The following is a 22,005-nucleotide window of genomic DNA, read 5'->3' as shown; positions in this document are numbered from 1 at the left end:
GGAGCCTGCCGGCTCAGCGGTCGCCGATCCAACTCGCGCGCGGCGGCACGAGCTCGTCGAGCCGTACCCACAGCTCGGCGGGGATCGGTGTCGCGTACGACTCGAGCGTCTGCGCGATGCGCTCGGGCGCCGAGACGCCGACGATCGTCGAGTGGATACGCCGATCGCGCGTCGAGAACTGCAGTGCCGCGGCGGACAGCGGCACGCCGAACTCCTCGCACGCGGACGCCATCGCGGCGGCGGCGGACTGCAGATCGGGGCGCTCGCCGTACGCGTACTTCGACGTGGCGCCCGGGCCCTTGGCGAGCAGGCCGCCGCCGTACGGCGCGGCGTTGAGCACGCCGAGTCCCATCTCGGTCGCGCGGTCGATGAGCTCGTCGGCGGATCGGTCGAGCAGCGTGTACCGGTTGTGCGTCAGCACCACGTCGAACACTCCGGTCTCCATGAGCGGGCGGGCGACCGCGAGCGTGCCGCCCGCGAGTCCGATCCAGTCGACGGCGCCCTCCTCCCTGAGTTCCCGGAGCGCCGCGATCGGGCCGTCCGGCGCGAGTGCGGCATCCACCCCGATCCGTTCGGCGTCGTGGAGGTGCAGCAGGGGCACGCGGTCGACGCCGAGCCGCTCCAGGCTCTCGGCGAGCGACTCGCGCACGCGACGGCCGGAGAAGTCGTCGCTGCCGTGCAGGGGGTCGACCTTCGTCGCGAGCACCACGTCGGCGGGCAGGCCGCCCACCCGTCGCAGCGCTTCGCCGATGCGGCGCTCGGCGTCGCCGTGCTCGCCGTAGTTGTTCGAGGTATCGATGAAGCGGATGGGGCTCTCGAGCGCCGCGAGCACGGTGTCGACCGCGCGGTCCTCGTCGACCTCGTGCCCGTACAGGTACGGCATGCTCGCGAGCGGGCTCGTGCCCAGGCACAGCTCGGTGATGGTGAGGCCGGTGCGGCCCAGCTCTCGTGTCGCGACCTCGGTCATGGTGCTCCTCCGTGTCGTCCTCGTCCCGTCAACGGTAACGAGTGCGCGAGATGACGGGAACTGCGTCTCGTCGCTGCCGGACGCGCAGATCGCGTCACCTCGGCGGGGCCGTTGAGCCGAGGGACCCGGGAATAGGCTGGTGTGCATGGCCGTCGAGGTGTCCGAGCTGTTCGATCCGAGCGAGTGGGTGGATGCCGCGGCATCCGTCACCGGCTCAGGCGGTTTCACCGACATCACGTATCACCACTCGACCGACGGGCGCATCGCACGCATCGCCTTCGACCGCCCCGAGGTGCGCAACGCCTTCCGCCCGCACTCGGTCGACGAGCTCTACCGGGCCCTCGAGGACGCTCGCACGAACCCGCGCATCGGCGTCGTGCTGCTCACGGGCAACGGCCCGAGCCCGAAGGACGGCGGCTGGGCGTTCTGCTCGGGCGGCGACCAGCGCATCCGCGGTCGCGACGGCTACAAGTACTCCGATGCCGAAACGGGCCTGGTCGAGGGGTCGAAGCAGCCGCACGGCGGGCATGCCGCGGTCGGACGCCTGCACATCCTCGAGGTGCAGCGGCTCATCCGGTTCATGCCGAAGGTCGTCATCGCGGTCGTTCCCGGGTGGGCGGCCGGCGGCGGGCACTCGCTGCACGTCGTGTGCGACCTCACGATCGCCAGCCGCGAGCATGGTCGGTTCAAGCAGACGGATGCCGACGTCGGCAGCTTCGACGCCGGCTACGGCTCGGCCTACATGGCGCGCCAAGTGGGACAGAAGCTCGCGCGCGAGGTCTTCTTCCTCGCCGAGGAGTACTCGGCCGAGCGCGCGTACGAGATGGGCGCGGTGAACCGGGTCGTGGCGCACGCCGACCTCGAGCGCGAGGCCCTCGCGATGGCCCGCACCATCCTGACGAAGTCGCCCACCGCGATCCGCATGCTGAAGTTCGCGTTCAACGCCGTCGACGACGGGCTCGTCGGCCAGCAGGTGTTCGCCGGCGAGGCGACCCGGCTCGCGTACGGTACCGACGAGGCCGTCGAGGGTCGCGACTCGTTCCTCGAGAAGCGCGACCCCGACTGGGGCCCGTACCCGTGGCACTACTGATGGCGACGGTCGCCGCCCGCGGGCGACCACGCTGGATGAACCGGTTACGGTGCGGGCGATGAAACCGCTCATCCGGGTTGCGGCTGATGACACATCCGCCCTGCTCGCCCAGCTGCGCGAGGCCGTGCTGCTCGACGGCCTCGCGGTGCTGCCGGTCCCTGGCGCTGAGGAGCCCGCCGACCCCATCGCCGGGCTCGTGCCCGACGACGTCGCGCTCGTCGTCGAGACGAGCGGCTCGACGGATGCGCCGAAGCGCGTCATGCTGTCGGGCGCCGCGCTCCGGGCGAGCGCCGGCGCCACCTCGAGGTTCCTCGGCAGCCTGCACGGACAGTGGCTGCTCGCGCTCCCGGCGACGTACATCGCCGGGGTGCAGGTGCTCGTGCGGTCGCTCGTGGGGGGAACCGAGCCGGCGGCGCTTCCGCCGGGCGGGTTCACCGCGGCCGCGTTCGCCGAGGCGGCCCGCACGCTCGACCCCGACCGACCGTGGCTCACCTCGCTCGTACCAGTCCAGCTCGCCCGCCTCGTCGAGGCCGCCGAGGGCGGCGACCGCCTCGTGCGCGCCGCGCTCGGCTCGTTCGAGCGGATCCTCCTCGGCGGCCAGGCCGCACCGCCCGGACTCGTGGAGCGGGCCGCCGAACTCGGCGCCCGGGTGCACCGCACGTACGGGTCGAGCGAGACCGCGGGCGGCTGCGTCTACGACGGCATGCCGCTCCCGGGTGTCGACGTGCGCATCGTCGATGACGAGGTGCAGCTCGCCGGACGGATGCTCGCCGAAGGCTACCTCGACGATCCCGAGCGCACGGCCCGCGCCTTCGTGATCGACACCGACGGGCGTCGTTGGTATCGCACCGGCGATCTCGGTTCGGTCGGCGACGACGGGCGCCTGCGCATCCGCGGTCGGGCCGATGACGTGATCATCTCGGGCGGGGTGAAGGTCGCGCTCGGCGAGGTCGAGCGCGCGGTGCGGTCGGTCGCGGGCTTCGCCGACGCGGTCGTCGTGCGCGTGCCCGATGCGGAGTGGGGTGAGCGAGCCGCGGTCGTTGCGACGCGCACGGACGGCGCGGCGACATCCGGTTCGCTCAGCGCCCTGGCCGCGGCGACCGACGCGGCCGGCCTCGGTCCGGCGGCTCGACCCGTGCGCCTCGAGGTCATCGACGCGATGCCGCTGCTCGCGTCGGGCAAGCCCGACCGCCGCGCCCTCGAGACGAGGTTGCGCGGCGGCCGGGTCGAATAGCTCAGGCGACGGGCGTCGGCTCCACGGCCACGGCCTCGACGTCGGCCTCCGCGAGGCGCCGCGCCTCCTCGAGGTGCGCCTGGACCTTGCTCCGGCTCGGCAGGAGCAGGCTCGCGAGCGACGCGATCGCGAAGCCCGCGACCGACACCCACACCGACGCCTGCAGCGCGGCGAGCACGTGCTCCCGGCTCCAGTCATCGCCGATCACCGAGAAGAAGACGGTCGTCGACACCGCGACGCCCGCGGCCGCGCCGAGTTGCTGGAACGTGCTGTAGATACCCGATGCCGCCCCGGCGTCGGCGACCGGCACGGTCGCGAGGGCCACGTCGACGAGCGGGATGATGAGCAGCGCGAGCCCGAGGCCCGACAGGAGCATGGGCCAGACGGCGGCCCATCCGGTGAAGTCGGCGCCGGTGTCGGCGACCACCCCGAACACCCAGAGCACGCCCGCGGCGAGGACGAGCGCGCCCGCGGTCACGAGGTACTTGCCGACGCGGCCGACGAGCGGGATCACGACGCCCGTTCCCACGAGCGCGCCGAGGCTGAACGCCAGCAGGTTGAGGCCCGCCGTGAGGGCGTCGAAGCCGAGCCCGACCTGCAGGTAGATGATGAAGGGCAGCGTGAACGCATTGAGCGACCCCTGGAACGCGGCCTGCGTGACGATGCCCGCCGAGAATCCGCGGTCGGCGAAGAGCGGCATCGGCAGCAGCGCGGAGCCGTCCCGGCGCATGCGACGGCGCTCGTGCGTCACGAAGACGCCGAGCAGCACGACGCCCGCGGCGACGGGCCACCACAGCCATGCCGGCCAATCGAGCGACTGCCCTTCGACGAGCGGAACCATGAACGCGAGCACGACCGCGCTCAGCAGCGCCACGCCCACGAGGTCGAGGCGCATCGGCCGCGGGGAGCGCGTCTCGGGCACGAACCGAGCGGCGAGCACGAAGATCACGATGCCGACCGGGATGTTGATCAGGAACACCGTGCGCCAGCCGAGGCCCCACAGGTCGGCGTCGATGAGCCAGCCGCCGAGCACCGGACCGAGCACCGCCGCGAGGCCGCTGACGCCGCCGATGAGGCCGTACATGGGCGCCCGCTCGCGCGGCGAGAACAGCGCCTGCACCGACGCGAGCAGCTGCGGCACCATGAGCGCGGCGAAGAGCCCCTGTGCGATGCGCGTGACGACCAGCGCATCGCCCGACCACGCGAACGCGGCGGCCGCCGAGGCGAGGGTGAATCCGGCGACGCCGACGAGGAAGATGCGCCGCCGGCCGAACAGGTCGCCCAGGCGGCCGCCCGTGATGAGGGCGACGGCGAACGCGAGCATGTAGCCGCTCACGATCCATTCGAGCTGCGCCTCGGATGCTCCGAGGTCGGCGCCGATCGACGGCAGGGCGACCTGCACGATCGTGACGTCGAGGAGGTCCATGAACGAGGCGAAGAGGAGGATGCCGATGGCGAGCCCTCGGCGTGGGGTGGTGGCCATGCTCGTCGTCCTTTCGTAGTCTGAATGAAAGTTCCGAGGTGGAATAGTTCCGAACTGGGATAATCCCGTAGTGGGAACGATAGGAGGTCGACGAGCGGATGTCAACCAAGGCGGACGTCACCGCGCGCATCCTCGACTCGCTGCAGCTCGTCATCGCGTCGTCGGTCATGACGAACGAGCGCATCGCGCGGTCGATGGGACTCAACGTCGTCGACCTCCAGGCGCTCGGCTTCATCGCCCGAAACGGCGCGCCGATGTCGACCGGTGAGATCAGTCGCCAGACCGAGCTGCCGACGAGCACCACGACGCGCGTGCTCGACCGCCTCGAGCAGCGCGGCCTCATCGAGCGAGCGGCCGACCCTTCCGACCGCCGCCGGGTCGTCGTGCAGCTCCGGCCGGACGCGCTCCCGGGCGCCGGCCGCGGCGGCGGCGACGATCCATACGCCGGCATCGTCGCCGGAATGGAGCGGGTGCACGAGGGCTTCACGGTCGCGGAGCTCGAGGTCGTCGCGCGGTACCTCGATGCCGTGAAGGACGTGCGCTGAGCCACGCGGCCCCGGCCCCCGCGACGCTCGCATGCATGGCGCATCCATAGCCGATGCCGAGGCGCCGCGGAGCGCTCCCCGAATACGATGGCTCCCGTGGCCCGCCCGAACCCCCGACGCATGACCCCGCCCGCCAAGCCCGTCGCATCCCCGCGCCGCACGAACGGCCGCTCGGGCAATCCGGCGAGGGCGGCGGCGACACCCGTCGCGCATCAGGGTCCCGTCACGTGGCGCGACTGGGTCGCGGGCGCCCGCCTGCGGACGCTGCCACTCGCGATGTCGCCGGTCGCGCTGGGCACCGGAGCCGGAGTCGTCGCCGCCGACTTCCTCGACGAGCCGTTCCATCCGTGGCGGTTCGTGCTCGCCCTGGTGGTCGCGCTCGCGCTGCAGATCGGCGTGAACTACGCCAACGACTACTCCGACGGCATCCGCGGCACCGACGCGCACCGGGTCGGTCCGGCCCGCCTCACGGGGTCGGGGCTCGTGCCGCCGAAGCGCGTGCTCGCGGTCGCGCTCACGTTCTTCGCCATCGCGGCGGTCGCCGGCCTCGCGCTCGTGGTCATCACGCAGCAGTGGTGGCTGCTCGCCGTCGGCGCCTTGGCGATCGTCGCGGCGTGGTTCTACACGGGCGGCAAGCGCCCGTACGGGTACTACGGCCTCGGCGAGCTGTTCGTGTTCGTGTTCTTCGGCATCGTCGCGACGGCCGGCTCCGCGTATGTGCAGGCGCTCACCGTGAACCTCGAGGCGTGGACCGGCGGCGCGGGCGTCGGCCTCCTCGCGTGCGCCGTGCTCATGGCCAACAACCTGCGCGACATCGACCAGGACCGCGCCGCCGGCAAGCGCACGCTCTCGGTGCTCGTCGGCGCGCTGTGGTCGCGCATCCTGTTCGCGGTGTTCATGCTGCTGCCGTTCGCGGTGGTCGTGTTCTGGGCGTTCCTCTACCCGCCGGCGTGGCTCGTGCTGTTCGCGCTGCTCGCCGCGGTTCCGGCGTGCATCATCGTCGGCTGGTCGCGCACTCCGCGCGAGCTGATCACCGCACTGCAGCTCGCGAGCCTCACGTCGCTCGCGTACGGCGTCGGCCTGGGCCTCGTCTTCGCGTTCTGACCGGGCGGTCGAGCGGATGGCGCGACGCGCGCCTCGCCTTGGGCGTGCCTCCAGATGACGCGAACTGTCGCTGGCGCGGCGGCGAACCGCGTTTCGCGTCATCTCGCTCGGCAGCTCTCGCCGACCCGGCGCCGGCCTCCGCATCCAGATGACGCGAACTGTCCTTGGCGCGGCGGCGAACCGCGTTTCGCGTCATCTCGTTGGCGACGCGGTCCAGCCGGCGACCCGGCGTCAAGTGCGCGGCGGTCGACGCACGGCCGAGAGCGGATGGCGCGACGCGCGCCCTACTCCGAGGGGCGCTGCTCCGACGCGTCGACCGCACCATCCTCGGCCTCGGCGTCGTCGCGCGCCGTGGGCGTCTCGCGACGGCGGGCCGCGTAGAGGTCGGTCGCGAACTCCTCGCGCTGGCGGCGCAGGAACAGCAGCGACGCGCTGAAGCCGAACAGGGCGGCGACGAGCACCGCGATCCACGGGGAGACGCCGGCGATGAGCAGCACGACGAGCGGCGCAGCGAACAGCACCACGCGCAGAAGCGTGTAGCGGAGCCAGACGGGGACGGCCTTCACGCGATCAGTGTAGGCAACGGAATCTGGATGAGCGCTCCCAGCCCACTGTGACGCAGCGCGCGTAGGATCGGAGCATGGTCCGCCTCTGGGTGATCCTCGGTGTCGCCGCCGTGGTCTTCACGATCTACGCGGCGGTCGACTGCGCGCTGTTCGACCGCTCCCGCATCCGCGGTCTGCCGCGCGGCTGGTGGATCGTGGTCATCCTGCTCGTGCCGATCATCGGCGGGCTGCTGTGGTTCCTCGTGGGCCGCGGTCGTGCCATCCGCGTCGGCCGGGTGTTCCCGCACGCGTCGGCGCCCGATGACGACCCCGAGTTCCTGCGCCGGCTCCGTGCCGACGCCGAGCACGAGGAGCGCATCCGCCGCCTCGAGCAGGAGCTCGCCGAGCTCGACGACGACACCCCATCGAACCGACCGCGACCCGACGACGCGCTCGGCAGCGACCACCGCCGCAACGACGGCGGAACCGAGACGCCGGGAGAGCCGGGCACGTCGGGCCGACCGGATGCCTGACGCGCGCGCGGTCGCGAGTCCGGCGACCGCGTCCGCGCTTGCACTGCTGTCCGCGCTCGTCCGCGCTGGCGTGACCGATGTCGTGGTCGCGCCCGGATCGCGCTCGCAGGCGCTCGCGCTCGCCGCCGCCGAGCTCGAGCGGGCCGGAGCCATCCGCCTGCACGTCCGCATCGACGAGCGTGGCGCGGGCTTCCTCGCGCTCGGGCTCGCGGTCGAGTCGGGTCGGCCTTCGGTGGTCGTCACGACGTCCGGCACCGCGGTCGCGAACCTGCATCCGGCGGTGCTCGAGGCGCACCACGGCGGCGTCCCGCTCATCCTCGCGACAGCCGACCGGCCCGCCGAGCTGCGCGGCATCCGCTCGAACCAGACCACGATGCAGCCCGGGATCTTCGCGGGCGCCGTGCGCCTCGAGCGCGACGTCACGCCACCCGAGGGGCGGGCCGGCGAGGCGGATGCCGCGACCTCCCTCGCTCGCGAGGCCGTCCGGGCCGCGCTCGGCCGCGACGCCGACGGCCGGATCGTGCCGCACCCCGGCCCCGGACCCGTGCACCTCAACTTGCAGCTGCGCGAACCGCTGTCGTCGGCGGTGACCCTCGACGACGCCTCGGTGCCCACGGCGGGGGCGGATGTCGCGACATCCGCCTCGAACCCGGCCGCTGCCGACTCGACCGACGTGCCCGCCGCGCGACTCGCGCACGGCCCGCGCACCATCGTCGTCGCGGGCGCCGGAGCCGGCCCCGCCGCCGAGGAGCTCGCCCGCGCGGCGGGCTGGCCGCTCATCGCCGAGGTCACGAGCGGCGCGCGCTTCGGGCCGAACCTGGTCGTCGCGTACCGCGAGCTGCTGCGCGAACCGGGGTTCGGCGACGAGGTCGAGCGGGTGGTCGTGTTCGGGCATCCGACGCTCTCGCGCGAGGTGCCCGCGCTCGTGCAGCGCAAGGGCGTCGAGGTCGTCGTGGTCGCGCCATCCGGCATCGAGTGGTTCAACCCGGGGCACGCGGCCGATCGATTCGAGCGCGCGGTCGCGGTCGAGCCGCACGAGCCGACCGCCGACGAGCGGGCGTGGACCGGGCGCTGGGTGCGGTCGAGCCGCATGCTCGTCGACGAGGCCGCGGCCGCGGCGGCGCACGGGGGATCGAGGCGGGTCGTGGTCGACGGCGACGGCGCCCCGGCCGGAATGGCCGGATCGACCGCACCGCTGCGCAGCGGTGTCGACGAGACCGGGCACGTGTCCGACTTCGCGGCCCAGCGCGCGTACCTGCGCGACCAGCTCGCGCGCATCCGCACGCCGATCGACCGGCGCATGCTCGTCGAGGCGGTGTGGGGCGCGACCTGGCCGCACGACCGGCTCGTGTTCGGCGCATCGCGGCTGATCCGCGACGCCGACCGCACCGTGCCGGGCCGCCGCATCACCGTGCACGCCAATCGCGGGCTCGCCGGTATCGACGGCACGGTCGCGACCACGCTCGGCGTCGCGATCGCGAGCCAAGCCGCAGTGCCAGGGGCGGATGGCGCGCCCGCCGCGTCTGCGCGCGCGGCCGGCGGCACGACCCGCGCGATCATCGGCGACCTCACGCTCCTGCACGACGTCGGGTCCCTGCTCATCGGCGCGGGCGAGGCCCGCCCGCGCGTGCTCCTCGTCGTCGGCAACGACGGCGGCGGAACGATCTTCGACGCGCTCGAGGTGGCGGCGTCCGCGCCATCCGATGCCTTCGATCGCGTGCAGTACACCCCGCAGCAGGTCGATCTCGCAGGGCTGGCCGCCGCCTACGGCTGGGAGTACCGCCGTGCCACCACCCGCGGTGAACTCGACGAGGCACTCGGCACCGCCGTCACGGGGCCGACCCTGCTCGAGGTCCCGCTCGCCCGCTGACCCATGCCGTCAGCTCGCACGACCCGCGCCCGCGCGCAACGCAGGTGCGCGTCCGGCGTGTCGGGCGACACGCTGCACCCGGCAACCCGACACGCGCTCCGCACCTGCGTTGCGGCGGGGCGGAAAGGCAAGTGGTGCGGCGGCGGCGCGCCACCCCTTGCCGCGGCATCCGTCGGGGCCCCAAGATGAAGCACCAGCGGCCACGGGCGCCGCGATGAGGGGAGCGACGTGGGTCTCGAAACGTACTGGGCGACCGATCCGTCGGAGGTGCTGCGGGTGCGGCAGGGGTTCCGGCTCGAGGAGGTCGAGCCGCGCGGCACACCCGGGTTCGCGGGCGGCAGGAAGGAAGCCGAGACCTCGCTGGCCGAGGGCGCCGCGATCTTCGCGGAGCAGCAGGAGATGCTGTTCGCGGGCAACCAGATGGGCGACGATCCGCGTCGCATCCTGCTCGTGCTGCAGGCGATGGACACCGCGGGTAAGGGCGGCATCGTCAAGCACGTGATGAGCGCGGTCGACCCGCAGGGCGTGCAGTACGCGGCGTTCAAGCAGCCCACCGACGAGGAGCTCGAGCACGACTTCCTCTGGCGGATCCGCAAGAAGCTGCCCGACGGCGGCATGATCGGCGTGTTCGACCGATCGCACTACGAGGACGTGCTGATCGCCAAGGTGCGCGAGCTCGCGCCGGCCGACGAGATCGAGAGCCGCTACGACGCGATCAACGAGTTCGAGGCCGAACTCTCGGCCTCGGGCGTGACGATCATCAAGGTCATGCTCCACATCTCGATGGAGGAGCAGAAGGCCCGCCTGCTCAAGCGCCTCAAGCGGCGCGACAAGCACTGGAAGTTCAGCCCCGGCGACATCGACGAGCGCATGCTCGCGCCGCGCTACCGTGAGGCGTACCAGATGGTGTTCGACCGCACGACGACGCCGCACGCGCCCTGGTACGTCGTGCCCGCCGACCGCAAGTGGTACGCGCGGCTCGCGGTCCAGCACCTGCTGATCGAGGCACTCGAGGCCATGCGGCTCGACTGGCCCGTCGCCGACTTCGACGTCGAGGAGCAGCGACAGCGCCTGATGGTGAGCTGACCGCCCGGCCGCCGCGCGCGGGTCAGGGGATCGGCGGCGACGGCGGCGGGGCGCCGAACGCCTCGACGATCGGCCGGAACTTCATGTCGGTCTCGGCGAGCTCGTCGGCGGGCACCGAATCGTGGACGATGCCGCAACCGGCATACGCTCGCACCGTGCCGTCGGGCGAGACCTGCGCGCACCGCAGCGCGATGGCCCATTCGCCGTCGCCGTCGGCGTCGATCCAGCCGACCGGGCCGGCGTAGCGCCCGCGGTCGAACCCCTCGAGCTCGGCGATCGCGCGCAGTGCGACCTCGCGCGGCGTGCCGGCGACCGCGGCGGTCGGGTGCACGGCCTCGACGAGGTCGAGCGAGCTCGAGCCGTCGCCGAGGGTGCCCTTGAGGTCGGTCGCGAGGTGCCAGAGGTTCGGCAGCTGCAGCGTGAACGGCTCGGGACTCGCATCGAGCCGCGCGGTATGGGGCGCGAGCGTCGCGACGGCGCTCTCGACCGCGAGCGCGTGCTCGGCGCGGTCCTTCGGCGAGTCGGCGAGACGCGCGGCCTGGGCCCGGTCGGAGGTCGCGTCGCGGCCGCGTGACGCGGTGCCGGCCAGCACGCGCGCCGAGACCGTGCCATGGTCGACGCGCACGAGCGTTTCGGGACTCGCGCCGATGAGCCCGTCGACCGCGAACACCCAGGTGTCGGGGTAGTCGTCGGCGAGTTTCGCGAGGGCGGCCCGCAGGCCGGCATCCTCCTGGAGCTGCCCGACGATCTCGCGCGCGAGCACGACCTTCTCGAAGCGTCCGTCGTCGATGCGGCCGACGGCGTCGGCGACCGCCGACATGTATGCCTCGGGGGGCATGGTGCCGGAGGAGAAGCGCACGCGCGGGACATCGCGCTTGGGCGCGGGCTCGGGCAGCTCGACGGGAGCGGCCGCGAGCGCCGCCCCCGAGGCGCCGGATGTCGCGTCGAGCAGCTCGATCCGGGTGACCCACGCGCGCCCGTCGCGGCGTCCGATGACGATCTCGGGCACGACCAGCACGCTCGTCGCGGCCGACTCGTCGGCGAACGCGATCGCTCCGAACGCGACGAGCCCGCTGCCGGGCAGCCCCACGCGGTCGTCGACGTCGGCCGCGGCGGCGAGGCGGCGCCATCCGTCGGCCGCGCGCGCGACGCGGTCGGGCCCGGCGGTCTCGATGCGCAGCACCTCGCCGAGGCCGATCATGCCCTCGCCGCGTCGCATCCAGAGCAGCGGATGGCGCGGGTCGAGCCGCGGCACGAGCGGCGCCGTCTCATCGACCGGAACGGTGCGGACGCGCAACCGCGTATCGGCGGCGGGAGGCGCCGCGGCATCCGTTCGCGTCACCGCACCAGCCTACGCCGGGGCGCGGAGGAGACTCACGCCGGGATGACGTCGACCCCGCGCCAGAACGCGACGCGGTCGCGGATCTCCTCGGCGGCGGCCGACGGCTGCGGGTAGTACCAGGCGGCGTTCGGGTTGCGCTCACCCTCGACCTCGACGTGGAAGTAGCTCGCGGTGCCCTTCCAGTGGCACACGCTGCGGTTGTCGCTGTCGGCGAAGTACTCGGGGCGGATCGACTCGCGCGGGAAGTAGTGGTTGCCCTCGACCACGACCGTGTCGTCGGACTCCGCGATGACCGTGCCGTTCCAGATCGCCTTCATGCCCATGCCGCTGCATTCCCTTCGGGTTCTCGTACCAGCTTCACCCCGGTTCAACCCGCTCGGCCATCGTTTCCATCCCTCTGCATGGATTCTCACAGGCTCCGCGCAGGTGGCATCCGCCCGCAGACGCAGGAATGCATGAGAATCCGCCTCTGACGGTCATGCTGCGCGCCCAAGTCGGGATTCTCATGCATCTGCGGCGGCCGACGGCCGGCAGGCGACGGCCCCCGAGCCGGCGTCCAGCAGGCGACCGTAGACTCGCACCATGCGCGCAGACCTCGGCAAGGACCCCCGCGACGTCTCGGCGATGTTCGACCGCGTGGCCGCGCGCTACGACCGCACCAACACCGTGCTCTCGGTGGGCAACGCGACGCTGTGGCGCGCGGCGACCACCAAGGCGGTCGCCCCGAAGCGGGGCGAGAAGATCCTTGATGTCGCGGCCGGCACGGGCACGTCGAGCGCGAGCCTCGCGAAGTCGGGCGCCAGCGTGGTCGCGGCCGATTTCTCGCCGGGCATGATCGACGTCGGCCGACGCCGGCAGGCGCACGTCTCGAACCTCGTGTTCGTCGAGGCCGACGCCATGAACCTGCCGTTCGGCGACGACGAGTTCGACGCGGTCACGATCTCGTTCGGCCTGCGCAACGTGAAGGATCCGAAGCAGGCGCTGCGCGAGTTCCTCCGCGTCACGAAGCCCGGCGGCCGCCTCGTGGTGTGCGAGTTCTCGCACCCGCCGGTCCGAGTCATCCGTGCCGGCTACGACTTCTACCAGAAGGTCGTCATGCCGCCGCTCGTACGAATGTCGAGCTCGAACGACGACGCGTACGAGTACCTCAACGAGTCGATCAACGCGTGGCCCGACCAGGCGGCGCTCGCCGGATGGATCCGCGAGGCGGGCTGGGCGGATGTCGCGTGGCGCAACCTCACGGCGGGCGTCGTCGCGCTCCACCGGGCGCGCAAGCCACTCGCCACGGTGTAGCGCACGGCCCTCCGCGTTCGACAGGCTCGCAGCATCCGCTCGGCTCGCTCTCGGTAGGCTGGGCGTCGTGAATCCGAGCCATCCGGTCGTCCGTCGCGGGTCCACCCTCGCGGCCAACCTGGGTCTCAGCGAGCGGGTGTTCGCATCCTCGGCCGACCGGGCCATGGCTCGCGCGATCGACGACGGGCTCGAGCGCGTCGAGACGGGCCTCGTCGACGAGGTGCGCTTCGCCGACAAGGTGGCGGATGTCGCGGGGCGCTACCTGCTCGAGGCGGGCGGCAAGCGCGTGCGCCCGATGCTCACCCTGCTCACGGCGCAGCTCGGCGACGGTGTCGTCGACGACGTGGTGACCGCCGCGATGGCGATCGAGATCACGCACCTCGGCTCGCTGTACCACGACGACGTCATGGACGAGTCCGAGCGCCGCCGCGGCGTGCCGAGCGCGCAGACGGTGTGGGGCAACTCGGTCGCGATCCTCACGGGCGACCTGCTGTTCGCCCGCGCGAGCCAGCTCATGGCCAAGCTGGGGGAGCGCGCCATCCGCATGCAGGCCGACACCTTCGAGCGGCTCGTGCTCGGCCAGCTCAACGAGACCGTCGGACCCGACCCCGACGAGGACCCGATCGCGCACTACATCCAGGTGCTCGCCGACAAGACCGGCTCGCTCATCGCGGCGGCCGCGCAGTCGGGCATCGTGTTCTCGAACGCCGACCCCGCGCTCGAGGCGCCCATCATCGAGTTCGGCGAGAAGATCGGCGTCGCCTTCCAGCTCATCGACGACGTGATCGACCTGTCGCCGCAGCCGCAGGAGACGGGCAAGGTGCCCGGCACCGACCTGCGGGCGGGCGTCGTCACCCTGCCGCTGCTGCGGCTCGAAGAGCTCGCGAAGACGGATGTCGCGTCCGCCGACCTGCTCGAGCGCATCCGTCGCGACGTGTTGCCGCGACCTGCCGCCGACGACGGCGACCCGCTCGACACGAACACGCTCGCGGCTCGCATCGTGCCGTCGCGCGCGACGGTCGACGGACTCGTCGCCGAGCTGAGGGAGCACGAGGCCACGCGCGCTACGCTCGCTGAGGCCCACGGCTGGGCGCGCGAGGCCGTCGCGGCGCTGGCGCCGGTGCCCGAGGGCAGCGTGAAGAAGGCGCTGACGCGCTTCGCCGACACGATCGTCGAGCGCTCGAGCTAGGACGTTCGAACGCGAGCGTCGGAACAGGACCGGAGGACTGGACTGGTGACGAGGAACAAGCTTCGCCTGGCGATCGTGGGCGCAGGCCCGGCGGGCATCTACGCCGCCGACATCCTGCTGAAGGCCGAGCGGAACTTCGACGTCTCGATCGACCTGTTCGATCACCTGCCCGCCCCGTACGGCCTGGTCCGCTACGGCGTCGCACCCGACCACCCGCGCATCAAGGGCATCATCACGGCCCTTCGCGAGGTGCTGGACAGGGGCGACATCCGCATCTTCGGCAACGTGCGCTTCGGCACCGACATCACGCTCGACGACCTCAAGCGGCACTACAACGCGGTGATCTTCGCGACGGGCGCGGTGCGCGACGCGTCGCTGCACGTCCCCGGCGCCCACCTGAAGGGGTCGTACGGCGCGGCCGACTTCGTGAGCTGGTACGACGGCCACCCCGACTACCCGCGCGAGTGGCCGCTCGAGGCGCAGTCGGTCGGCGTGATCGGCAACGGCAACGTCGCGCTCGACGTCGCGCGGATCCTCTCGAAGCACCCCGAAGACCTCCTGCCGACCGAGATCCCGGCGAACGTCTACGCGGGGCTGCAGCAGTCGCCCGTGACCGACGTGCACGTGTTCGGGCGGCGCGGCCCGACCTCCGTGAAGTTCACGCCGCTCGAGCTGCGCGAGCTCGGCGAGCTGCGCGACGTCGACATGATCGTGTACGACGAGGACTTCGATTACGACGACGCCGCGCGCGCTGCGGTCGCCGGCAACAAGCAGGTCTTCGTGATCGACAAGGTGCTGCAGCAATGGCGCAAGCGCGAAACCGGACAAGCGTCGCGCCGGCTGCACCTGCACTTCTTCGCGAAGCCGCTCGAGGTCGTCGACGACGGCACCGGCCGAGTTGGCGCATTGCGGTACGAGCGCACCGCGCCCGACGGTGAGGGCGGGGTCGTCGGCACCGGCGAGATCCGCGAGATCCCGATCCAGGCGCTGTATCGCGCGGTGGGCTACTTCGGTTCGCCGCTGCCTGGCATCCCGTTCGACAAGAAGTTCGGCGTCATCCCGAACCACGAGGGCCAGGTGCTGATCCGCGACAAGGAGACCGGACAGTCGCGCCAGATGTACGGCGTCTACGCGACCGGCTGGATCAAGCGCGGCCCGGTCGGCCTCATCGGCCACACCAAGTCCGACGCGATGGAGACGATCAAGCACGTCATCAACGACCTCGGCAACTGGTGGCGGCCCGAGTCGCCGTCCGAGGAGTCGGTGATCGAGATGCTCGAGTCCCGCGGCATCCGCTGGACCGACCTCGACGGATGGCACCGCCTCGACGAGCACGAGCAGGCCCTCGGCGCGGCCGAGAAGCGTCGCCGCATCAAGGTCGTGCCCCGCGACGAGATGGTCGGTATCTCGCGCGGCGAGGTCTGACCCCTCCTGCGGCGGTGGAGACCAGGCTCAGTCGCCGTTCTTCCTCTTGTCTCGTACCTGCAGCCCGCCGCTTCGAGCCTCGATGATGAATAGTTCCGTCGCTCGAATAAGGTCGGAAAGCTTCGCGTAGCCCCAATTTCGTGAGTCGAAGTCGGGATGCTGCTTCCGCATCAAGAGACCCACCGGGGAGAGGTTCGCCCAACCGTCCTCTCCCGATGCGGTTCTGACGCTCGTCCGCAGCCCATGCACGAGCTTCGTATCGCTGCGCAGCTTCGGACCCGGAACGCGCGTCGGCACGACAGCCGCGCTCTCCGCCGCGGGTTCATCGATCACGTCGAGATACGTGAACCGGTCGCACGCGTTGCGGAATGCTTCAGGCGTATTCCGCTCCCCGAAGCCGAAGACCGTGACACCCTCTTCGCGAATACGGGACGCGAGGCGGGTGAAGTCGCTGTCGGACGACACGATGCAGAACCCGTGGAATCGTCGCGTGTACAGCAGGTCCATCGAATCGATGATCAAAGCACTGTCAGTGGCGTTCTTGCCTACCGTGTTGGCGAACTGCTGCATCGGCTGGATCACGTGCTCACTCGCGACGGGCTTCCAACTGCTCAAGTTCGGCTTGGTCCAGTCGCCGTAGACCCTCTTCACGGAGGCGGTGCCGAAGCGTGCGACTTCGGCCAGCACTGCACCGATCTTCGAAGGCGGCACATTGTCAGCGTCGACAAGGACCGCCAGGAGGTCAGTGGGCTGCGCCATGCCTCAAGCATGGCAGCGAGCGGGCGCAACGATGGTCATGCCGCCCGCCACGCCGCGATCGCGACGTGTCAACCCCCGCGCCATCCGCTCGGCGCTCGGCCTAGCGTGGCCCGATGACTCCAGCGACGAACGATCCCAACGAGCAGGATAGCCAAGATCCCACCGTCGCCGACGCCATCGTCGCCCGGCTGGTCGAGTGGGGCGTCGACCGCATCTTCGGCTACAGCGGTGACGGCATCAACGGCGTGATGCAGGCGCTGCGCCGCTCCGACGACGCGCCCGAGTTCGTGCAGGCCCGGCATGAGGAGACCGCCGCGTTCATGGCGGTCGCCCACGCGAAGTACACCGGGCGGGTCGGCGTCGTTGCTGCGACCCAGGGGCCCGGCGCCATCCACCTGCTCAACGGCCTGTACGACGCCAAGCTCGACGGGGCGCCGGTGGTCGCCATCGTCGGCCAGCAGGTTCGTTCGGTGCTCGGCACCGAGTACCAGCAGGAGGTCGACCTGCATCGGCTGTTCGCGGATGTCGCGGCCCAGTACTCGACGACGGTCGTCGCGCCCGAGCAGGTGCCGGCCGCGATCGACCAGGCGGTGCGCACCGCGCTCGCGACCCGCTCGCCGACGGTCGTGATCGTGCCGCATGACGTACAGAACGAGCCGGCGGCGGAGCCCGCGTCCGAGCACGGACACATCACGACGGCCGTCGGGTATCGCTCGCCGCGCGTGCTGCCCGACCCGGGGGAGCTCGAGCGCGCGGCCGCCGTGCTCGCCGAAGCGGAGCGGCCGGTGATGCTCATCGGCCAGGGCGCGCAGCGCGCGATCGACGACCTCATCGCGCTGGCCGAGCGCATCGGCGCCGCGGTCGTCACGAGCCTGCTCGGCAAGCCGCTCGTCGACGAGTCGCTGCCCTTCGCCGCGGGCACGATGGGCCACCTCGGCACGACCGCGAGCGCGCGGGTGATGGCCGAGTGCGACACGCTGCTCATCGTCGGCTCGAGCGACCCGTGGACCGAGTTCTACCCCGCGCCGGGGCAGGCGCGCGCGGTGCAGGTCGACCTCGACGGCCGCGCGATCGGTCGCCGGTACCCCGTCGAGGTCGGGCTCGTGGGCGACGCGCGCGAGACCGTGCGCCAGCTGGCGGTGCGACTGCCGCTGACGAAGACCGACGGATGGCGCGACCGCGTCGCCGAGCACGTGCGCGAGTGGCGGCGCATCGCCGATGCGCGGGCCGAGACATCCGCCGACCCGGTGAACCCCGAGTTCGCGGTGCGCGCGCTGAACGACCACCTGCCGGATGACGCGCTCGTCGCGCTCGACGTCGGCAGCGTCGTCTACTGGTACGCGCGGCAGCTGCGCCTGCCGCAGAACGCGGACGCGCACCTCTGCAGCACGCTCGCGAGCATGGGCTGCGGCATCCCGTACGGCATCGCGGCGAAGCTCGCCTTCCCCGGCCGCCCCGCCGTGGTGCTCGCGGGCGACGGCGGCATGCAGATGACCGGCATCGCCGAGCTCGTCACCGTCGCCGATCGATGGGAGTCGTGGGACGACCCCCGCTTCGTGGTACTGGTGCTCGACAACGGCGACCTCGCCGAGGTGTCGTGGGAGCAGCGCGAGGTCGAGGGCGAGCCGCGCTTCGAGACCAGCCAGGCGCTTCCCGGCTTCCCGTACGCGCGCTACGCCGAGTTGCTCGGCCTGCGCGGCGAGATCGTCGACTCGCCTTCGGACGTGGGCGGCGCGTGGCGGCGCGCGTTCGCGGCCGACCGCCCGACGGTGATCCAGCTTCTCAGCGACCGCGACGTCCCGCTTCTGCCGCCCCTGCCGCAGGCCCGTGAGGCGCGCGAGACGATGCGCGCCGGCCTCGAGGCCGAGGGCGCTGAGCACGCGCTCTCGCTCTACGACGAGTACCTCCGCATCGAGGGCGATGTGTGAGGGTTGAAGCGCGGAGCGGGTGTGAGGGTTGAGGAGCGGCGAAGCCGCGTCTCGAAACCCGGCGCACGCGCTACGCTCCGTTCCATGCCCCTCGCCCCCGCCCTCCTCGTCGCGGGCGCGGCACTCCTCGGCGCCATCCTCGGCTGGTGGCCTCTGGCCATCTGGGCCGACCGCAACATCCACACCCCCTCAGACAAGCGGATGTCGCTTCGCACCCTCCGCGTCTCGTCGGCGATCGCGACCGCCGTCGGCTTCGCGCTCCTCACCTGGCGCTTCGGCGCCCACCCCGTGCTGCCGGCGCTCCTCGCGCTCATGGCCACCGGAGTCGTGCTCTCGATCGTGGACCTCACCGAGCACCGCCTCCCGAACGCGGTGCTGCTCCCGACTCTCGGCCTCGTCGCCGTGCTGCTCGTGCTCGCTTCGGCGCTAACGGGGGAGTGGGGGTGTCTGCTCTGGGCGTTCGGAGGTGCTGCGGGGATGTTTCTGCTCTACTTCGTGCTCGCGCTGATCTCACCCAGCGGCATGGGCATGGGCGACGTGAAATTCGCGATCCCCCTCGGCCTTGCGCTCGGGTGGTTCGGGTGGGCGGTGTGGATCGCCGGAGTGTTCGCGGGATTCCTCATCGGCGGCGTGGTCGGGTTGGTCGCCCTGCTATTGCGTCAGGCCACCCTTCGGGAGTCAATCCCGTTCGGTCCATCGATGCTCGCGGGCGCGATCGGGGCCTTGCTCCTCTTCGGAGCCTGACCCCCATTCCGCGGGCCAAGGTTCCGGGTTCAAGTACCGAAATCGGCCATGTCCCCCTCTTGGCGGACCGGTGTACCCCGAATCGCGGACTATAGCAGCGCATAGATCACGTTTCGGTCACGTCTGTACCCCACCGTGACCCCCAATGCGAGGGAACCCCGAAATGGGGCGTGGCCCCCCGTTTGGCTTCGCCGATAACTTCATCAAGCCGCTTGCACAGGTGGGCGGCACCCCAAGTATTTGTTCGACCCGAAGGGTGTCACCATGCTCAAGCTGTACACGCGGGCCCAGGCCCGCCTCAACTCCCTCCGTGCGGAGGACGGCGCCACCGCAACCGAGTACGCTCTCGTTCTCGGTCTCGTTGCGATTGCGCTCGTCGTCGCGGCCGTCGCGCTCACTCCGATCCTCAACGACTTCGTCAAGGACGTTGGCACTTGGATGGGTCTGCAGGGCGACAAGGTCGGCACGCCGGCGGCACCGGCCGGCGGCGCCGGATAGTCTTAAGCAAGACTTGGGCGGGGTTCGGGATGTTCGCATCCCGAACCCCCTCGTCGATTGGGAGTTGACCTATGCGTTCGAGCGAGAACGAGCGGGGCGCCGCGGCCGTCGAGTTCGCGTTAATGTTCCCGTTGGTGATCATGCTCCTGATCACGATCTTCGAATTCTCGCGCCTTTGGAACATTCAGGCGACAATCACGAGCGGTGCCGCGGTCGGTGCGCGGTATGCAGCAGTTCATTACGAGCCAGACCTGGACGTTGCAGGGATCGGCACCCTCGAGACGAAGTCCGAAGCGGAGTCTAAGAAGATTCCGGGCTTCGTGGACTGGACCGCGGCAACCGTAGACGTCAAGGCGACTTGTGCGACATCCGGAGTTGCGACGTCGGAGATCACGGTCGCCCCGGGCTCCATCACCCAGTGGTTCGGGACGCTTCTCAGCGCCGATTTTGATCTCAAAGCGACAGGGGCAATGCCATGCAACGGTTGAAGTCTGTCATCGCAAGGCTTCGCAGGGACGAACGAGGTGCCAATGCCGTCCTCATCGCAATGCTCCTTGTACCGATGATGGGTTTCGCAGCCCTCGCCGTCGACCTGGGGGCCCAGCACGCCGAGCGAACTCAGTTGCAGCAGGGAGCGGACGCCGCCGTGCTCGCGGCCGCGAAGATGTGCGCAGAGGACGAGGCCCTCTGCACTGCGGCGTCAAGTGCGGACGCGAGCAATGTGCTCATCGGTCAGAACGCGGGTACACCAGTACCCGGTTCAGCTGAGATCGAGTCCCTTGATCTCGCGAACAACTTGATCACCGTCGCTGCTGCAGCGGAATTTCCCCACTTGTTTGCCTCGTTGGTCGACTCCGATGAGGACCCGAACCACACCACCGTTCGAGCTCGCGCGACCGCGGAGTGGGGATCGCCTGAAAAGGGTTCGACGATCCCCCTCGCGGTAGCGGAATGCGAGTTGACGAATCGGTTCGATCCGGGAAGTGAACCCTCGGGTGATCCGTTCATTCTGCTGCTGATCGGTCCGGGCAATGGTGACAAGAAGCCCGCGAACTGCCCAGCTGGTTACCCAGGTGGCTTTGGGTGGCTGGAGGGCGACGACGTCACGGGTGATGGCGTGCCCGATTGCGAAGTCATCGTGGAAGTGGACGTTCCAGAAGATGGTGTGCCCGGGAGCTCGGACACCAAGGCAGGCGGATGCCCCGACGATTACATCTCGAAGCTGCTTGGAAAGACCGTTCTGATTCCGCTGTACGATTCGTACACCGCGGGTAGCGGTGGCAGCGGCGGCAGCTACATGATCAGCCGGTTCGCGGCATTCAAGGTGACTGGCTACCACGTCGCCAGCGGCAAGTGCGAACTGCCCGGCGTGAAGAGCGGTAGCGATTGCTATCTCCCCGGAGAATCCAAGTCACCCGGCTTCAAGGGCGGCGAGTTTGGGCTTCAAGGCTACTTCGTGAGGTACGTCGCGATCGGCGAGGACTTCGACCTTGGTGATGGCTCGCCCGACGGAGGACTGACGGTTGCGCGCTTGATCGACTGAGTCGCCTCACTACCGGAGATTTACCACTTCCAGCAAGGACCCGAATGAAGACCCGAATCATCGGCGCGATCGTCGCGCTCATCTTGGCCGTCGCTGGCGCCTTCGTGCTTGTGACTTACGTGCGAGGCGCCGACGCGCGAGCTGCTGAAGGAGCGGAACTTGCTGAGGTGTACATCGTCCAAGAGCCCATTGCCGAAGGCACTGCGGGGGAATCAATTGAGGAGTTGGTGCGAGTCGACACCATCCCTCAGCGCAACCTGGCCGAAGGATACGTAACCGACCTGGAAGAGCTCGCGGGACTGGTTGCGGCCACGGATATCCTGCCCGGCGAACAGCTACTCACAGCTCGCTTCGTCGATCCCGCTGATTTGGCGGCGCGAGGAGATGTCCCGATTCCGGAGGGGATGCAACTTGTCTCCTTCACTCTGCCGGCCGATCGCGTTGTCGGTGGTCAAGTGCGGGCTGGCGACAAGATCGGGCTGGTCGGCACTGCGGATCCCGACGAGATCGGCGACGAGGAGGACGTGGTCAATCCCGTCTCGCGGTTCGCATTCCACGGCGTCCTCGTCACGAAGGTCCAGGGGGTGGCGGGCGTCGACCCTGAGACCGGCGAAGAGCAGAGTCAAGGTGCAGGTGACAGCATCATGGTGACTATCGCCTTGTCCGCACCAGACGTTGAGCGCTGGGTATGGTTCTCTGAAGGAGAAGCGGCGCAGTACGCCCAAATGTGGCTGACGCTCGAGAACGACAACACCGACAACAGTGGCACCCGCCCTGTCAACGGAAGCAACGCCTGGCAGTGACACCTTTTCTGCTGATCAGCCGTT

General features: G+C 70.6%; 22 protein-coding genes. 16 read left to right on the top strand and 6 right to left on the bottom strand.

Features of this window, described 5'->3' with window-relative positions; translation table 11 throughout:
• Positions 1-13 precede the first annotated feature (13 nt).
• Positions 14-967, bottom strand: a complete 954-nt coding sequence (locus BLT99_RS12820; RefSeq protein ID WP_092673128.1) for an aldo/keto reductase — start codon at positions 965-967, stop codon at positions 14-16.
• A 145-nt stretch (positions 968-1,112) separates the two neighbouring features.
• On the opposite strand from BLT99_RS12820, the gene BLT99_RS12815 reads away from it, so the two are divergent.
• Positions 1,113-2,057 carry a 1,4-dihydroxy-2-naphthoyl-CoA synthase gene (locus tag BLT99_RS12815; protein ID WP_092673125.1) on the top strand — a complete coding sequence of 315 codons (945 nt, stop codon included), beginning with the start codon at positions 1,113-1,115 and terminating at the stop codon, positions 2,055-2,057.
• Between the two features lie 58 nt (positions 2,058-2,115).
• Entirely contained in the window at positions 2,116-3,291 is a 1,176-nt protein-coding gene (locus BLT99_RS12810) for an AMP-binding protein (protein ID WP_092673122.1), read from the top strand.
• Between the two features lies 1 nt (position 3,292).
• Here BLT99_RS12810 and BLT99_RS12805 read toward each other — a convergent pair whose 3' ends face one another.
• A complete protein-coding gene (locus BLT99_RS12805; RefSeq protein WP_092673119.1) occupies positions 3,293-4,774 on the bottom strand; it encodes an MFS transporter in 1,482 nt (493 codons plus the stop codon).
• Positions 4,775-4,872: 98 nt separating this feature from the next.
• Between BLT99_RS12805 and BLT99_RS12800 the strand changes: the two genes are divergently transcribed.
• Positions 4,873-5,319, top strand: a complete 447-nt coding sequence (locus tag BLT99_RS12800) for a MarR family winged helix-turn-helix transcriptional regulator (protein WP_092673116.1) — start codon at positions 4,873-4,875, stop codon at positions 5,317-5,319.
• Between the two features lie 120 nt (positions 5,320-5,439).
• The gene (locus tag BLT99_RS12795; RefSeq protein WP_092673114.1) at positions 5,440-6,423 is read left to right on the top strand and encodes a 1,4-dihydroxy-2-naphthoate polyprenyltransferase; all 984 of its coding nucleotides are present in this window, start codon (positions 5,440-5,442) and stop codon (positions 6,421-6,423) included.
• A 284-nt stretch (positions 6,424-6,707) separates the two neighbouring features.
• Here BLT99_RS12795 and BLT99_RS12790 read toward each other — a convergent pair whose 3' ends face one another.
• Complete coding sequence (locus tag BLT99_RS12790; RefSeq protein ID WP_092673111.1) at positions 6,708-6,989, bottom strand: DUF4229 domain-containing protein; 282 nt, start codon at positions 6,987-6,989, stop codon at positions 6,708-6,710.
• A gap of 74 nt (positions 6,990-7,063) precedes the next feature.
• Here BLT99_RS12790 and BLT99_RS12785 point away from each other — a divergent pair, with 74 nt between their 5' ends.
• The 3 genes from BLT99_RS12785 (at position 7,064) to BLT99_RS12775 (ending at position 10,457) form a co-directional block, all read left to right on the top strand.
• Positions 7,064-7,501: a PLD nuclease N-terminal domain-containing protein gene (locus BLT99_RS12785; RefSeq protein ID WP_092673108.1), complete on the top strand. Its 438-nt coding sequence runs from the start codon at positions 7,064-7,066 to the stop codon at positions 7,499-7,501.
• Complete coding sequence (gene menD, locus BLT99_RS12780; RefSeq protein WP_092673105.1) at positions 7,494-9,371, top strand: 2-succinyl-5-enolpyruvyl-6-hydroxy-3-cyclohexene-1-carboxylic-acid synthase; 1,878 nt, start codon at positions 7,494-7,496, stop codon at positions 9,369-9,371. Before BLT99_RS12785 ends, menD begins: the two co-directional genes overlap by 8 nt.
• Positions 9,372-9,599: 228 nt before the next feature.
• A complete protein-coding gene (locus BLT99_RS12775; protein WP_229724380.1) occupies positions 9,600-10,457 on the top strand; it encodes a PPK2 family polyphosphate kinase in 858 nt (285 codons plus the stop codon).
• Between the two features lie 22 nt (positions 10,458-10,479).
• Here BLT99_RS12775 and BLT99_RS12770 read toward each other — a convergent pair whose 3' ends face one another.
• Both BLT99_RS12770 and BLT99_RS12765 read right to left on the bottom strand, forming a co-directional pair.
• A complete protein-coding gene (locus BLT99_RS12770; protein ID WP_172802978.1) occupies positions 10,480-11,799 on the bottom strand; it encodes an isochorismate synthase in 1,320 nt (439 codons plus the stop codon).
• A 32-nt stretch (positions 11,800-11,831) separates the two neighbouring features.
• Positions 11,832-12,122 (bottom strand): DUF427 domain-containing protein, encoded by a 291-nt coding sequence (locus tag BLT99_RS12765; RefSeq protein ID WP_229724378.1) that lies wholly within the window; start codon positions 12,120-12,122, stop codon positions 11,832-11,834.
• A 259-nt stretch (positions 12,123-12,381) separates the two neighbouring features.
• On the opposite strand from BLT99_RS12765, the gene BLT99_RS12760 reads away from it, so the two are divergent.
• The 3 genes from BLT99_RS12760 (at position 12,382) to BLT99_RS12750 (ending at position 15,706) form a co-directional block, all read left to right on the top strand.
• Positions 12,382-13,092: a demethylmenaquinone methyltransferase gene (locus tag BLT99_RS12760; RefSeq protein ID WP_092673103.1), complete on the top strand. Its 711-nt coding sequence runs from the start codon at positions 12,382-12,384 to the stop codon at positions 13,090-13,092.
• A 67-nt stretch (positions 13,093-13,159) separates the two neighbouring features.
• Positions 13,160-14,281, top strand: coding sequence for a polyprenyl synthetase family protein (locus BLT99_RS12755; protein WP_229724377.1), 1,122 nt, complete (start codon positions 13,160-13,162; stop codon positions 14,279-14,281).
• 45 nt (positions 14,282-14,326) lie between these two features.
• Complete coding sequence (locus tag BLT99_RS12750; protein WP_092673099.1) at positions 14,327-15,706, top strand: FAD-dependent oxidoreductase; 1,380 nt, start codon at positions 14,327-14,329, stop codon at positions 15,704-15,706.
• A 27-nt stretch (positions 15,707-15,733) separates the two neighbouring features.
• On the opposite strand, the gene BLT99_RS12745 is transcribed toward BLT99_RS12750, so the two are convergent.
• The gene (locus tag BLT99_RS12745) at positions 15,734-16,465 is read right to left on the bottom strand and encodes an NYN domain-containing protein (RefSeq protein ID WP_092673097.1); all 732 of its coding nucleotides are present in this window, start codon (positions 16,463-16,465) and stop codon (positions 15,734-15,736) included.
• 113 nt (positions 16,466-16,578) lie between these two features.
• Here BLT99_RS12745 and BLT99_RS12740 point away from each other — a divergent pair, with 113 nt between their 5' ends.
• From BLT99_RS12740 to cpaB, 6 genes are all read left to right on the top strand, one after another.
• Positions 16,579-18,393 (top strand): thiamine pyrophosphate-requiring protein, encoded by a 1,815-nt coding sequence (locus BLT99_RS12740; RefSeq protein ID WP_092673095.1) that lies wholly within the window; start codon positions 16,579-16,581, stop codon positions 18,391-18,393.
• 84 nt (positions 18,394-18,477) lie between these two features.
• Positions 18,478-19,137, top strand: a complete 660-nt coding sequence (locus BLT99_RS12735; protein ID WP_092673092.1) for a prepilin peptidase — start codon at positions 18,478-18,480, stop codon at positions 19,135-19,137.
• Between the two features lie 264 nt (positions 19,138-19,401).
• Complete coding sequence (locus BLT99_RS12730; RefSeq protein ID WP_092673089.1) at positions 19,402-19,635, top strand: Flp family type IVb pilin; 234 nt, start codon at positions 19,402-19,404, stop codon at positions 19,633-19,635.
• A 71-nt stretch (positions 19,636-19,706) separates the two neighbouring features.
• A complete protein-coding gene (locus BLT99_RS12725; RefSeq protein ID WP_092673086.1) occupies positions 19,707-20,123 on the top strand; it encodes a TadE/TadG family type IV pilus assembly protein in 417 nt (138 codons plus the stop codon).
• Complete coding sequence (locus tag BLT99_RS12720; RefSeq protein ID WP_092673083.1) at positions 20,111-21,178, top strand: TadE/TadG family type IV pilus assembly protein; 1,068 nt, start codon at positions 20,111-20,113, stop codon at positions 21,176-21,178. Before BLT99_RS12725 ends, BLT99_RS12720 begins: the two co-directional genes overlap by 13 nt.
• A gap of 44 nt (positions 21,179-21,222) precedes the next feature.
• Positions 21,223-21,981 (top strand): Flp pilus assembly protein CpaB, encoded by a 759-nt coding sequence (gene cpaB, locus BLT99_RS12715; RefSeq protein ID WP_092673080.1) that lies wholly within the window; start codon positions 21,223-21,225, stop codon positions 21,979-21,981.
• Positions 21,982-22,005: the final 24 nt, after the last annotated feature.

Origin of the sequence: Agromyces flavus (genome assembly GCF_900104685.1) — a bacterium.
Classification (GTDB): Bacteria; Actinomycetota; Actinomycetes; order Actinomycetales; family Microbacteriaceae; genus Agromyces; species Agromyces flavus.
The sequence above is the reverse complement of the archived record's forward strand: the minus strand, read 5'-3'. Positions and strand labels throughout refer to the sequence as shown.

Excerpts from the sequence above, each read along its gene's own strand:
- BLT99_RS12740 (WP_092673095.1), top strand. The coding sequence starts at position 16,579 with ATGACTCCAGCGACGAACGATCCCAACGAGCAGGATAGCCAAGATCCC.
- BLT99_RS12820 (WP_092673128.1), bottom strand. The coding sequence starts at position 967 with ATGACCGAGGTCGCGACACGAGAGCTGGGCCGCACCGGCCTCACCATC.
- BLT99_RS12765 (WP_229724378.1), bottom strand. The coding sequence starts at position 12,122 with ATGGGCATGAAGGCGATCTGGAACGGCACGGTCATCGCGGAGTCCGAC.
- BLT99_RS12745 (WP_092673097.1), bottom strand. The coding sequence starts at position 16,465 with ATGGCGCAGCCCACTGACCTCCTGGCGGTCCTTGTCGACGCTGACAAT.
- BLT99_RS12720 (WP_092673083.1), top strand. The coding sequence starts at position 20,111 with ATGCAACGGTTGAAGTCTGTCATCGCAAGGCTTCGCAGGGACGAACGA.
- BLT99_RS12810 (WP_092673122.1), top strand. The coding sequence starts at position 2,116 with ATGAAACCGCTCATCCGGGTTGCGGCTGATGACACATCCGCCCTGCTC.
- BLT99_RS12805 (WP_092673119.1), bottom strand. The coding sequence starts at position 4,774 with ATGGCCACCACCCCACGCCGAGGGCTCGCCATCGGCATCCTCCTCTTC.
- BLT99_RS12760 (WP_092673103.1), top strand. The coding sequence starts at position 12,382 with ATGCGCGCAGACCTCGGCAAGGACCCCCGCGACGTCTCGGCGATGTTC.
- BLT99_RS12735 (WP_092673092.1), top strand. The coding sequence starts at position 18,478 with ATGCCCCTCGCCCCCGCCCTCCTCGTCGCGGGCGCGGCACTCCTCGGC.
- BLT99_RS12725 (WP_092673086.1), top strand. The coding sequence starts at position 19,707 with ATGCGTTCGAGCGAGAACGAGCGGGGCGCCGCGGCCGTCGAGTTCGCG.
- BLT99_RS12730 (WP_092673089.1), top strand. The coding sequence starts at position 19,402 with ATGCTCAAGCTGTACACGCGGGCCCAGGCCCGCCTCAACTCCCTCCGT.
- cpaB (WP_092673080.1), top strand. The coding sequence starts at position 21,223 with ATGAAGACCCGAATCATCGGCGCGATCGTCGCGCTCATCTTGGCCGTC.
- menD (WP_092673105.1), top strand. The coding sequence starts at position 7,494 with ATGCCTGACGCGCGCGCGGTCGCGAGTCCGGCGACCGCGTCCGCGCTT.
- BLT99_RS12795 (WP_092673114.1), top strand. The coding sequence starts at position 5,440 with ATGACCCCGCCCGCCAAGCCCGTCGCATCCCCGCGCCGCACGAACGGC.
- BLT99_RS12815 (WP_092673125.1), top strand. The coding sequence starts at position 1,113 with ATGGCCGTCGAGGTGTCCGAGCTGTTCGATCCGAGCGAGTGGGTGGAT.
- BLT99_RS12800 (WP_092673116.1), top strand. The coding sequence starts at position 4,873 with ATGTCAACCAAGGCGGACGTCACCGCGCGCATCCTCGACTCGCTGCAG.
- BLT99_RS12785 (WP_092673108.1), top strand. The coding sequence starts at position 7,064 with ATGGTCCGCCTCTGGGTGATCCTCGGTGTCGCCGCCGTGGTCTTCACG.